General features: G+C 54.0%; 9 protein-coding genes. 3 read left to right on the top strand and 6 right to left on the bottom strand.

Annotated features, from left to right (window positions below; all coding sequences use genetic code 11):
• Window positions 1–25: 25 nt before the first annotated feature.
• Window positions 26–3,556, bottom strand: coding sequence for a TonB-dependent receptor (locus tag GSQ86_RS05750; protein ID WP_158749008.1), 3,531 nt, complete (start codon window positions 3,554–3,556; stop codon window positions 26–28).
• A 726-nt stretch (window positions 3,557–4,282) separates the two neighbouring features.
• Between GSQ86_RS05750 and GSQ86_RS05745 the strand changes: the two genes are divergently transcribed.
• From GSQ86_RS05745 to GSQ86_RS22940, 3 genes are all read left to right on the top strand, one after another.
• The gene (locus tag GSQ86_RS05745) at window positions 4,283–5,518 is read left to right on the top strand and encodes an amidohydrolase family protein (RefSeq protein ID WP_216841028.1); all 1,236 of its coding nucleotides are present in this window, start codon (window positions 4,283–4,285) and stop codon (window positions 5,516–5,518) included.
• Window positions 5,519–5,609: 91 nt separating this feature from the next.
• A complete protein-coding gene (locus GSQ86_RS05740; RefSeq protein ID WP_216841027.1) occupies window positions 5,610–6,515 on the top strand; it encodes a hypothetical protein in 906 nt (301 codons plus the stop codon).
• A complete protein-coding gene (locus GSQ86_RS22940; RefSeq protein ID WP_216841026.1) occupies window positions 6,512–6,997 on the top strand; it encodes a DUF4832 domain-containing protein in 486 nt (161 codons plus the stop codon). Before GSQ86_RS05740 ends, GSQ86_RS22940 begins: the two co-directional genes overlap by 4 nt.
• Window positions 6,998–7,026: 29 nt before the next feature.
• On the opposite strand, the gene GSQ86_RS23320 is transcribed toward GSQ86_RS22940, so the two are convergent.
• The 5 genes from GSQ86_RS23320 to GSQ86_RS05720 form a co-directional block, all read right to left on the bottom strand.
• Window positions 7,027–7,629 (bottom strand): hypothetical protein, encoded by a 603-nt coding sequence (locus GSQ86_RS23320; RefSeq protein ID WP_254062167.1) that lies wholly within the window; start codon window positions 7,627–7,629, stop codon window positions 7,027–7,029.
• On the bottom strand, window positions 7,583–8,506 hold the full coding sequence (locus GSQ86_RS23315) for a family 10 glycosylhydrolase (protein ID WP_254062166.1): 924 nt from the start codon (window positions 8,504–8,506) through the stop codon (window positions 7,583–7,585). Before GSQ86_RS23315 ends, GSQ86_RS23320 begins: the two co-directional genes overlap by 47 nt.
• 219 nt (window positions 8,507–8,725) lie before the next feature.
• Window positions 8,726–10,225 carry a coniferyl aldehyde dehydrogenase gene (locus GSQ86_RS05730; RefSeq protein ID WP_158749007.1) on the bottom strand — a complete coding sequence of 500 codons (1,500 nt, stop codon included), beginning with the start codon at window positions 10,223–10,225 and terminating at the stop codon, window positions 8,726–8,728.
• 14 nt (window positions 10,226–10,239) lie between these two features.
• The gene (locus tag GSQ86_RS05725; protein ID WP_158749006.1) at window positions 10,240–10,653 is read right to left on the bottom strand and encodes a response regulator transcription factor; all 414 of its coding nucleotides are present in this window, start codon (window positions 10,651–10,653) and stop codon (window positions 10,240–10,242) included.
• 46 nt (window positions 10,654–10,699) lie between these two features.
• A complete protein-coding gene (locus GSQ86_RS05720) occupies window positions 10,700–12,352 on the bottom strand; it encodes a DUF5597 domain-containing protein (RefSeq protein ID WP_216841025.1) in 1,653 nt (550 codons plus the stop codon).
• Window positions 12,353–12,374 lie beyond the last annotated feature (22 nt).

Here is a 12,374-nt window from a genome sequence, read left to right as displayed (position 1 = left end):
GGCAGGTACTGGAACCAACGGGTGATTAGAATTCGTACCTGACGCCAAGTTGCATGTTCCTGGGCAGCGCCCCGCCCGCGGTACTGGAGATAATGCCGAAGGTCGAATCCCCATAGCCGTAGTCTGGGAGCCCGAATCGCTCTGTATTAGTGCAGTTCAGGCATTCTCCGTGAAACTCCAGATGACCAGCTCGATCGCCAAGCTTGTAAATTCGTTCCACGCTTATATCGGTGTTGTGGATGCCATCACTGCGGAGCTGAGAGAAATAGCGCGGAGCACTGCCAGCCTGCTGGTCACCGGGATCGGCGAAACAGTTTGCGTTGATATAAGGCATGCCATACTCCGCAGCCTTATGAATACTAATGCCGGTGGTCAGCGGCTGACTTGGACCGCAGGTAACATTCGGTCGCTGGTTGCCGTCTGCAATGCGGCCATTGCTCATCGTAATGTCGAGTGGTTGTCCGGTTTGAAAGGTGGTGAGGGTCGTAAGTTGCCAGCCACCAACGAGGGTATTCAAGAAGCGATTCATGTTCGGGCCGATCAGGGATCCGCGGCCTATCGGCAGTTGCAGCACAGCGGCCAGTACAAAGCGATTGGTCGCGTCATTCGCGCTCACCGACCATTCGGCCTTGAGATTATCCAACTCCTGCGGATTTCCGTTGTTCAAGGTGCCGACAAACGCATTAAAGCCGGTGGACGAGTTGTCCGTATTCTTCGACCACGTGTAGTTGCCTTCCAGATTGATATAGCGCCCTGCCCGCTTTTGAAAGACGACCTGCAAGGCGTTGTACCACGAGGCGGCGACGAGTCGCGGCAGGCCCTGAAAGACTCCGTCAAATTGCGGATACGGGCGCAGTAGGTTGAGTAGCGGCAGTTGAGGATCGCCATAGCGCGATTCCGGTTCGTTGAAGATGGCGCCTGGTCCGCTGAAAAGACTCTGGAACGGGTTGTTCACAAGGTTGTTTAAGTCTTCACTCGTGTATTGCTGCCGGATTGCAGAAGGAATGAAGTTGCGATTGTTGGTGCTGCTATAGCCGCCCCAGGGAAGGTGCGTGCTGTGATTCGCCGAGTAGTTGATGCCGACCACGACATTGTCCGGGAACGCCTGTTGAACACCTAAGTTCCATTGGTAGATCTCCGCATTCCTGGCGGTGCCAGTATCGAGATTATTGCCATTGGAAAGTCCCCACTCAGCGAGTTTGCCGTACTTGGTCCCTTGCGGTTGCTCGATGCCAGAGGGGAAAGGATTCTCGAGTGTGGCCGACCGAGTTAAATAGCCATCCTTGGTGAAGAAGACAGCAGGGCTGGCGGTAAAGGCGGTCCCGGGATATTGGTAATTTGTCGCGACACTCATGCCGTAGTAGATACCGGCACCTCCGCGTATAGCGAGCTTGTCATTCACCAGATAGGCAAAACCGAGACGCGGAGCGACATTGTTCCAATCCGCTGGTACGCTTCGCTTGTCGCTGGTGGCAAAGATGGTTGTGCCTGGAAGATTGCCGCTGATCCCGGCAACGCCAATGCCGCTACCGCTGGTGAAGTCGCTGAACTGTGAATTGTTGTGGCGCTCGGTGTATGGGCTGCTCCACTCGTAGCGCATCCCCAGGTTGAGAGTCAATTTCTGATTGACACGCCAGTCATCCTGAAAATAGAAGCCGGTCTCTTTGGACTTATCGGCCACGGATTGCGTAACGTTGATACTTCCTGAATCTCCGTAGCCCAGCAACAGGCCGGCGAAAGAGTTCCCTTGTATTCCGTTATCCGTGTCGTAGGGGACCTGCGCTGTAACATCTTGATCAAAGCTGAAGTATCCATTCGGATAATTAGGCTGGAAAAAGTTGTTATAAAAGAGCCGCTGCTCGCCACCGAACTTGAGTGTCTGTTGCCCTTTCGTCCAGGAGAAGGCGGAAGAGTAATTGACCAACGTGTGGGCAAATTTTGTGTCGACACAACACTGATCGTAGATCGATGTCCAGGGTGATTCCGGCATGATGATGGAGGGCATGCGCACAATGCCATTCTGTTCAAGATAGCTGGGAAAGCCGACCGAGGTGGGGCTTGGATAGTTCGAGGTACTGGGTGACGACACACGATCCAACCCGGCAGTGACGGTCCACAGCGTATGCGCGGTGGGCGTATAGGAATAGATCACTCCATCATTAAAGACCCGCTCCGTATACGCAGTTCCGTCGTTGAACTCGCCGTCTCCAAAGACTGTGGGGGTCGAACCATTTGAAAAGACGTTGCTATAGCGGCCTGAGAGAGTGGACTTATCGCTGAAATGCTGGTCGACTTTGATATCGAATTGTACGGTTTTTGACGTCGATAGAATGACATTTCTATAGTTATTCGCACCCGAGACGGCGTCGCCAGTGGTGTTGGGTTGTGGATATAACTTGAGAATCGCCTGTCCAACCGGATCGATTTCCGAGCCAGGGATCACGTTGTTTGCATACGCGGGCCGAGTGTAGGAAGCTGGGTCGATCTGGAACGGATCAAAGATCTGATTCTGGACCGGATTACCATCCTGGTCATAGGTCATTGCCTGGGAAAAATCACCGCCGATCTGCGCAGCAGTTGGAACGGTGGCAACGATATTCACGGGGTTGCTGGAGATGACGGTCTCAAGATCTGCAAAAAAGAACGTTTTGTTTTTGACAATCGGACCGCCGATCGAAGCGCCAAACTGATTCTGCGAGTGGCCTGGTTTCGGGCCGCTGTTGAAATAATCGCGCGCGTCAAAGATGGCATTCTGATTGAACTCGTACGCGCTACCGTGTAGTGAGTTCGTCCCAGACTTCATGACCTCATCAATCACGGTGCCGCCGTTGTTGCCGTACTCCGCGGAAAAGCTGTTGTTCTGGACTTTTACTTCCTGCAAGGCCTCGACCGTAGCCTGGTAATAGATATTCGACGTACCGCCCTCTCCCTGCTCCGGGGCGGTGGTGAGCGTGCCGTCGAGGCGAATTTCGGCAGTGGAATTTCTTTGCCCATTAGAAACGAAATTTGTTCCAGCGGGATACGAGTCGTTGATACCGGAGCCAGCGCTTTCAGTGACGCCGGCGGCGAGGAAGGCGAGTCCGAAGGGATCGCGGTTTGCAAGCGGTACCTGGGTCAGATACTTTTCGCCGATGTCTGTTCCCAGTGTGGCGTTGTCAGCATCAAGGAGAACCGGCACCGATTCTACGGTCACGCTTGTGTTCGCGGCGGCGGGCACCAAGGTAATGTTCAACGTTGTTTGTTGATTGACGGCGAGAACGATTCCTGGCTTCTCCACCGGCCCGAAGCCTGGTGCTTCGATCAGCATGCGGTAATTGGACGCGGGCAGCGCAGTAAAGACATAGAGCCCGTGATCATTGGACACCGTCCTTTGCGAGACGTTGGTACCGGTATCCGTCAAAGTAACGGCAGCATGGGGAATAACTGCCCCTGAGGAATCAGACACGGTGCCGCGCACTTGCCCCTGTTCGTTCGACTGCGCGTTGGAGCAGAGCGGGAAGCAGCAAATACACAGAATGATGAGGATAATAATTCGGAACCAAATGAAAGATCTCATAGTAATGCGCCCCGGACTGAGATTTCCGATTCACGTTCTCTTTTGTTACGTAGTGTCGTATTTAGTTGCTTTTAATTTGCATGTCAAGAAAAAAGGTTCCCCAACCCATCGTTCTTGGCGCAAAAGCGAAAAACGAATATCGACAGCGGTCGTTATGTAAGCGCATTGCCCGAGAATCTTCTCGGCAGTCACGATCCGGAACGATCTGAATGAGCTGCATCAACGCGGGCTGCGCTGCGCTCTTAGGGTTGCAACCTGATCCTTGCGTAGCACTCATCTGTTCGATGAGAGTCGGAGTTTGTTGTTATCGAGAGCTATCCATTCGAAGGCACACGAACACGATCAGAGGAATGCCTCTCTTCCTACAGAGCCCAGGCCAATTTCGGCGCACGCTGTGAAAGCATTTGTAACCCCCACATCCGCTTTGGCTTGCTCCACCGCAGTGAGAATTGTCCCCACTTTCCGTTTGCATCCTTCGGTTCATTGTCATATATTACGCACGATCCCATAATTGGAACCAATCGAAACCTTCTGGGACGAATGCTCAAGCGAGTTTCTTATTCCTGCTTCCTGAGACAGAGGCAATTGTTTGTCCAAGTGAATAACTGTTGCGATCGCGAGCACACGCTTTCCCTCTCAAGGGATTTCCTGGTGGATATCGCAGAGGCGATTGGTGGGAACGCGTCCCACATGCAACCCCAGCGAGGTAGAGAAAGGATGAATGGAATGACCTGGATCAGCCGTCGAAAGGTATTGTCCGCCACCGGCATGAGCATCTTGTCTGGAGGTTTGGGAAGGCTGTGGGGCAGTGAATTTGCCGGCGATTCGCGGGTAGATAAGGCGCAAAAGGAGGGCGAGAATGAGCCCCTTGCGTTAGCGAACTACGAACCGGCAAGCATGCTCCGCCTGCAGGAAACGCACGTGGCGAGAGCCAGATACCCTGTCATCGATTTCCACACGCATCTTACCCATTCCGCTCACACAGTCAATGGTGTCGCCCTCGGAGCGGAACGGGTTATCGCCGGTCCGCCGAAAGAGATGCTCGCCGTAATGGAACGCAAGAATATTCTTGCTTTAACCAACCTCACCGGCGGTTTCGGCGCCGGGCTGCAAGGCGCAGTCTCTCAATACGACAAGAGCTTCCCGACACGCTTTTATACCTTCACCGAACCATCCTATAACCTCTTTCAAGAGCCGAATTACGCTCAGTTGCAGGCGGATGCCATTCTTAGCGCGCATCAAGCAGGTGCTTGTGGCCTGAAGATTTTGAAGACACTCGGCCTGTATTTGAGTGAGCAAACCACCACAGGCAACCTGGTCAAGGTGGATGACCCTCGCTTTGATCCGATGTGGGAGACATGTGTCGGCCTGCAGATGCCGGTTGCGATCCATGTGTCCGATCCGCTGGCATTCTTCAGGCCTACAGACCGATTCAATGAGCGTTATGAGGAACTCAGCAATCATCCTGATTGGTCCTTCGCGGGGCCCAGGTTCCCATCGAATGACGAACTACTGCAAGCACGAAATCGAGTCTTTGCACGGCATCCCAGGACTAACTTCGTTGCGTTGCACGTCGGAAACCTCGCGGAGGACCTGGCGAACGTTGCGGAAAACCTCGATCGCTACCCAAACATGAACGTGGACATCGCGGCTCGTCTCAATGAGCTCGGGCGGCAGCCGCGGGCCACGCGTAAGTTCTTCGACAAGTACCAGGACCGCATCCTCTTTGGGACGGATGCGACTCCACAAGGAGAAAAATTCCCACAGCAGGTTTTCAATGACAGCCTGTACGAAATCTACTTTCGCTTCCTGGAAACAGATGATGAATACTTCGATTACGCTCCAGCGCCGATACCTCCTCAGGGGCGCTGGCGAATATCCGGAGTAGATCTGCCCGATTCGATTTTGCGTAAGATTTATAACCAGAATGCTGCTCGATTGCTCAACATCTCGGTTACTTAACGAGCGTTTTCTCTGAATTACGCCTTCACACTTCTACGGGCAACCACGAAGAATATGGCTGTCCTCCGTCACATCCCTAAAACGAGTTCTTATGAACCAACATATTGGTTTGTGCGCCTTGCTCCTCTTCGCTGTAACGATTCAGGGATACGCTCAAAATGACACCGTCATTGTCCGCCCGGTTGAAATCAACGATGTGCTTGTCAATCCCGGGATGGGCATTACGACATTTCAGCGGTTCAACGGCCACGAGCTAAACGGTCCTTTCGTCTGGTCAGAACGCGGTCCTGTTACGAAGCTGCCCGACACGTCCAGCAAGCCCAACTTCCCGGATACGTCGATTGCCTACCTGCGATGGTACTGGAGTACCCTCGAACCGGAACATGGCAAATTCCGCTGGGACATTATCGACTTAGCTCTTGAGGAAGCGCGAGAACACCATCAGACGTTGGCCATTCGGTTGATGCCGTACTCGGACCGTGATCCCCTTCCCGACTGGTACCGTAACTCAGGGGCACGGCGGGCCAATAAGTCGACTGATAAGGACGGAGATATCTGGCAAACGGACTTTAGCGATCCGTTGTATCTCAAATTCTGGGGCGAGTTAGTCGCCGAAGCCGGACGCCGATACGATGGCAACGCTACCCTCGACAGCGTCGATATATCTTCTGTTGGCTATTGGGGAGAGGGCTGGAGTAACTATATGCCCGACTTCTCTGCCCAACGACCGCTCATCGATATCTGGCTCAAGAGCTTTCACAAGACAACATTGTTGATGAACTTTGATGAGCCCGAAGCGCTGGCCTACGGAACGCAGCACGGCACCGGCTGGCGGTTGGATTGCCTCGGGGACATGCGTGCACCGTCTCCGGAGATGCTGGATGTATATCCACAACAGGTGGTTCGAGCCGGCATTCAGGATGTTTGGCAGCATGCTCCAGTATCACTAGAACCTGTGGCACACCATCGAGTTGGAAGAGAGATGGATTTGACGTGACCTATATCCTGGACCAGGCGCTGCGCTGGCACATCAGCTCCCTCAATGTGAAATCGTCTCCGCTCCCCTCCGAATGGAAAGACCGGTTTGAAGACTTTGAGAGACACATGGGATACCGGTTTATTCTTCGGCGTCTCGAATATCCGGCTAAGGTCACAGTCGGTACGGAGATGCCGATTCACATGTGGTGGCTGAACGCCGGAGTTGCTCCTATCTATAAGGAATATCGGCTGGCCGTGGAATTAGAGTCTGACAACGACAAGATTGTCCTGCAAGTTCCCGCAGATGTCACAAAGTGGCTCCCCGGAGACGCAGTTGTAGACCAATCACTTCGAATATCCCCCGATTTGCCGGCTGGTACCTATCGTTTTCTTGTGGCCCTGCTAGACCCAAGGACTAGTAAGCCTGCCATCGCGTTGGCAATTCGAGGGCGACAGACGGGCGGGTGGTACGACATGGGCTCGGTGGAATTGAAACCATAGCAGTTATGAATTTTTTCTCAAGTCATCTTTCAGGCCAGACCCAGATCATGCAACGCCAGGCGAGCGCCCCTTAGATTGGCTAATTTCATCTCGGAATACTTCCTTGAGAGAATGACCCCGTCGGCCCCGCCGCGGAAAGCCGCAACAACCGCATCCCTGGTGCCGTCAGGCGTGCACTTGCTATGACCGGGTTCTGTTGGAATGTCGATGTCAATGCCTGGCCACAACTGGGTCTTGGCTCCCTTAAGCCCCGCGCGTGAACGTTTGGTCTCACGATATACGTAATCCGCCGACAGACCGGCGAATGGGATCTCAGCCAGACTCTTTTCCTGGTAACCCAACACGCGGTAATGGAATTCCAGCAGTTGCTGCTTTGGCACGTCCCCGTAAAGTGTCTGATGCACACTGTCAATGTAACCCGCCATTCGTTCGCCAGCGCAGTTGTGATACATCACGATCTTCAAAAAGTCGGATACTGGCGCTATCGCAGCCAGATCCTGCTCCGCGCGATAAATCGGATTAAAAGAATTGGTTGAACAAATATGCCATCCCACACCCAGAGATGGATTCACATCCTTGACGTGCTTATAGATGGCCGCATAGGTCTCGCGAAGACTGTCCGTCCAAAGCATTTCCCATGCGAGAAGTTCGGGGTAGCGCAACATAAGCCCAAAGCTCGACATAGTAACCGTCGACTGGTCGTTGCCCTTTACGGCCTGAATCCACGAACTTCGCCAATTCGAGAAACGCTTCTTCAGCACGCTCAGGACTGATGCCGCGTTGTCTCGCCTTTGCCTTACAGTAATTGCAAAAGCAGCACACCTGGCGGGGGTTCGACGCTCCCCCTTCCTGGCTCGCACCGAGTGCCTCGGAAAATGCACCCTGGCGCTCCGAGCACCACATAATACCGTCGATGTCATAGGAGCGGGCCCAATCTTCCACGATGCCCAGGAGAAAGTTTCGGTAATTCGGATTGTTAAAGCAAAGCGTTGTTGCCGGCTTGCCCAATAAATCCTTCTCCTGTAGTTGGTCGATGCCTGGAATATCCTCGCGGAACGCATCTTCAAACCAGCATATGGTTTTGATGCCGCGTTTTCTGGTGGACGGCAGGATCGCTTCGAGCACATCGTAATCGCCAAGATCGGGTGCGCGGGTGCCCTTGAAGGTGGTGTTCCTGTAGAACTGCGGATGAATCGTGGCGTAATTTCCACCGTAGAATGTGCTCGTGTCGTATTCTTGTTTGCCGTGGTCGGGCAGCGGTTGACCGGATAGCTGTCGACCGACGATGCCGCGCCCGTAGGTGAAGGTCGCCAGAAAAAGCGTATTGATCAAAGCATCCTGCTGAAGCTCATCCAACACTTTCTCCGTTCCCTCATCGGCAAAGGAGACAGCTCCCACCTGAATACCGATCATCTTCTGTGTCGTTGTCGCAAACGCCGTTGCCGGCTGAGCTGCCGTTACGGTAAGCGCCGCGGCTGCGGCGCTCTGCAGAAAAGTGCGTCGATCCATATTTACCATCGTCTACCAAGAACATCTTCCTCCGGCATTCTGCTTAGAGTGAGACTGCGCCGTAGTCTGAAAAGAAGGAAGGACGTTCCTCTCTGTATTCGATCAAGGGCTGTAGTTTATCGAAAGATTACCACTCCCACATCTTCTGTATAACCGAGTTTGAAATCACTACTTCCAACAAGCTGATATATGAGCGGGAGTGCGCAAATTGCATGAGTGTTATGAATGCCCTTGTTTCTTCCTCGCCAATGTGAACCTTGGGGTGGAACGTAGTTTGTTCCGTTTGAGCAGGAATGCAATCATCCGATCCGACCGCGAGGTATACGGCGGCTTAAATGCTCGCGAGAGGATTGATCCGACGAGGGTGTTTTGGAGCAAAACACCCTTCTTTTTTGAAAATGTCGCAAACCCGTCGAAGCCGTGATATGCGCCCATGCCACTCGGACCGACTCCTCCAAAAGGAAGCGTGTGCTGGGGCAGGTGGAAAATGCAGTCATTGATCGTCACGCCACCTGATACTGTTTGCTCCAAAACTTTCTTGATTCGGGGACTGTCACGGTCGAAATAGTAGAGCGCAAGAGGGCGGGGGCGAGTGTTGATAAATGCGATCGCTTCGTCAAATGACGAATAGGTCACGATGGGAAGAATTGGCCCGAAGATCTCCTCTTGCATCACCCGCATCGAGCCTTCGGCTCCAAGAACCAGCGTGGGAGGATAGACGCGATTCTCAGCTGTGAAGGTCTCATTCGCCGAACCAGGCCGGACGATCTGCGCACCCGCACATTCGGCATCATCCACCAGGTCCCGCATGCGACGCCAGGCAGCTGGGCTAATCATGTGGGTGTAGTCGCCGTTACAGCTGGGGCGCGGAAACCGCCTGGAGATTACCTTCTGGCAGTCGCGAACAAATTCGTCCACTTTGCTGGAAGACACAAGTGCGTAGTCAGGAGCCACGCAAGTCTGTCCGGCATTCCAGAATTTTGCCGAGCATATTCGATCAGCGGCAATTGCTGTGGAGTACGACTCATGCACCAGAGCAGGCGACTTCCCGCCCAATTCGAGTGTGACAGGCGTAAGATTTTCCGCTGCCGCTTTCATAACGAGCCTACCGACGCGGTCTGAGCCGGTGTAGAGGATGTGATCGAAGGGCAACGTAGCGAAGATCTGAGCTACGTTCTTGTCTCCTGTGATGACTGAGACGTACTCCTCAGGAAAGGCTTCGCTAACCATCTGCTGTATGGCGGTGGCGGTCGACGGCGCCAGTTCAGACGGCTTGATCATGACATGATTGCCGGCAGCGAGCGCGTTCACGAGCGGAGACAGGGTTAGTAGAACTGGATAGTTCCATGCCCCGATGACGCCTACGACACCGAGAGGTTGATAAACGATCTTTCCGCGACTGGGCAGGAACTGCCAGTTGACCGAGACGGTGCGCATCTGCATCCAGCGATGGAGATTGCGCTTCACAAACCGGATTTCATCCACCACGGGAAAAATTTCGAGGATCCGAGTCTCTGAGGCTGAGCGCTGACCGAAGTCTATGTTCACTGCCTCTAGCAGAATGTCTTCGTACTTGAAAACGGTCTGCAGTAGCGTATCCAGAGCTTCCATCCGCTTCGCGTATCCAAGAGGACCATATTGGCGAAACGCACGTTGCTGATGGTCGAAGACCTCTCGAAGCGCCGGCTGAATGGGAACGGTATTCTCCTGGTTTCCCACGGAATTTCCTTTGACTATGGCGCCTCGCTGCTATTCATTGACGCTATAGACCGTGAAACGTATCTGTGCCCCTGCAGCGCAGCGCGTATAGCAGGAGCGAGGTCCGCCGCAAGGTCCGACTTAAGGACGTAGGCAGACGCACCGGCGGAGAATGCGGCTGCAACGAAAGCGCGGTCGTTATAAAGCGTCAAGAACACCACTTTGGCTCGACGATTGTCGCCCAACAGGGATACTGCACGCAATCCGTCAAGAATAGGCATAGAGATGTCGATTACCAGTACCTCAGGATCGAGACGCCGCATCTCCGCAAGGGCATCCCGTCCGTTGTTGACAACACCAACTATGTCAAATTCTCGATCCAGTACCTTTCGTACCCTTGTCAGAATTCCTTCATGATCGTCAGCGACCAACACTCGCACCTTGTTCACAATAACCGGGCCCACTTCTATTTAGATTCAAGAATTCCACGCTGCGCTATCGCGCAACTCGTACTCGCAATATTGTGGACTTGTCAGGCAACGACACGTGTCTTTCGTCGCCGTTGAGGCGGCGGGACGGCATCCAATGGTCGCCTTGAAATGTGCCCTCTTCAATGGAGATGAGCTGGGCGTCGCGCAGCGGCCCTTCCATTTCGCGGAATGTGACATCGAAACCCGTGCCCATCACGACGAAGTCGTCTGGCGCGAGTTCGATGATCATGCCGCAGGCCCTGCCTTTCGCGGGATCGAACGTAGCGGTGAAATCGATATTCGCAGCCAGCCGATCCCCAACGCGGATGGACTCTTTCCAGTCCTCGCCATTTGCCAGTCCCTGCAGGATGGGGTGGAGCTTGCCGGTGTATTGGTAACGGGCGATAAGCGGGAGCATGGGGCGGAGGACGCCGTACGCATCCTCAAATAGCGAGCCAATTGCTGCTGGGGCTCCTCCCTTCTGCACGTCGTCAATCCCAAAGGGGCTGAATCCGATTCCATTGAAATGACCAAAAGTGGTGTAGGCAAAGGCAACAAAGTATGGATTGAAGTTCGTCTCCGGCACGAGGAGCGGATTGTCAGGACGAGTGTATTGCGCTGCAACATCGTAGAACTTGGGGTAGTAGATGTCCGGCGCGAGAATGTCAATGCCGGGCGCTGCTGCTTTCCAAATGTCGAGCACATTCACCGTTGCGCCACCGCTCGGCCATCTGCCGGGGCGCTCGACGCCTTCGATCAGCCAGACATTCACGTACATGGGCAGCGGGTACTCATGCTTACCGGCAGTTGCGACGGTATTGACGTAATTCGACACAAGCCATCCGCTGAATGCTTCCGGCGCGAGTTCTCCGAAGACCTGTTTCCAGCTACCCGACTTTGGCGATTGATTCCATACAGCAGCCATGGCCGCTGAAAGTTGCTGGCGATGGCTCTCGAGGAAGCTGAGCAACTCCTTTGGCACCGGTCCATCGAAAAGATGGTTAGAGGCTTCGGAGTAGTCGCGATCGGTTCCAAAGAGTCCAGGCTCGTTTTCTACCTGCATCATCAGGACGGTGCGCTGTGCCTCGTCGACGCTCTTTATGTGTTGCATGAGAGCTGAGAATGCATGCGTGTCAGCTTCCATGGCAGCACGGCAAAGCGGAGAAATGATCTCCGTCTCCTCGCCTCGTGACCCCTGTACTCGGGTGAACTTCTGCTTATCGCGCTTCACCCATTCGGGCACGTAGTGGCTTTCGCCGTTCTTCCAGGTGCCGAACCATAAGAAAACAAGGTGCAGCTCGCGCTTACGCGCCGCCTGGATAGCAAGATCAACGGAGCTAAAGTCGAACTGCCCTTGTTTCGGCTCGATCGCTTCCCAATAGATGGGGACCTCGGCCGTATTGGCATGCCAGCCCGCAAGGACATCGAGTGCCTTGTTGAGATCGTCGGCATTTGAAGTGTCGGAGTTGTGAAGCTGCCCCCCGAGCATCAGATAAGGACTGCCGTCCACGAGAAGCCGGAAGTGTTCCCCCTGCTTCTCAATGCTGGGAATTGGCTTCGAAGTAGACTGCGCATAGCTCGCAAGAGGCAAGGCGATGAGGGTCAGCACGCCACAAGCGAGGCGAACCATTTTTCCTGGAAGCAGCTGTAAGTTCTGTAGACGAGGGCGAGTGAGCATAGTAATCCTTCAAAAATGCCAG

Origin of the sequence: Acidobacterium sp. S8, from assembly GCF_009765985.1 — a bacterium.
Lineage (GTDB): Bacteria > Acidobacteriota > Terriglobia > Terriglobales > Acidobacteriaceae > Alloacidobacterium.
This window is presented reverse-complemented; position numbering and strand designations above follow the sequence as displayed.

Coding starts and splice junctions, on each gene's coding strand:
- GSQ86_RS05750 (WP_158749008.1), bottom strand. CDS start 3,556: ATGAGATCTTTCATTTGGTTCCGAATTATTATCCTCATCATTCTGTGT.
- GSQ86_RS05745 (WP_216841028.1), top strand. CDS start 4,283: ATGACCTGGATCAGCCGTCGAAAGGTATTGTCCGCCACCGGCATGAGC.
- GSQ86_RS05740 (WP_216841027.1), top strand. CDS start 5,610: ATGAACCAACATATTGGTTTGTGCGCCTTGCTCCTCTTCGCTGTAACG.
- GSQ86_RS23320 (WP_254062167.1), bottom strand. CDS start 7,629: ATGCTTTGGACGGACAGTCTTCGCGAGACCTATGCGGCCATCTATAAG.
- GSQ86_RS23315 (WP_254062166.1), bottom strand. CDS start 8,506: ATGGATCGACGCACTTTTCTGCAGAGCGCCGCAGCCGCGGCGCTTACC.
- GSQ86_RS05720 (WP_216841025.1), bottom strand. CDS start 12,352: ATGCTCACTCGCCCTCGTCTACAGAACTTACAGCTGCTTCCAGGAAAA.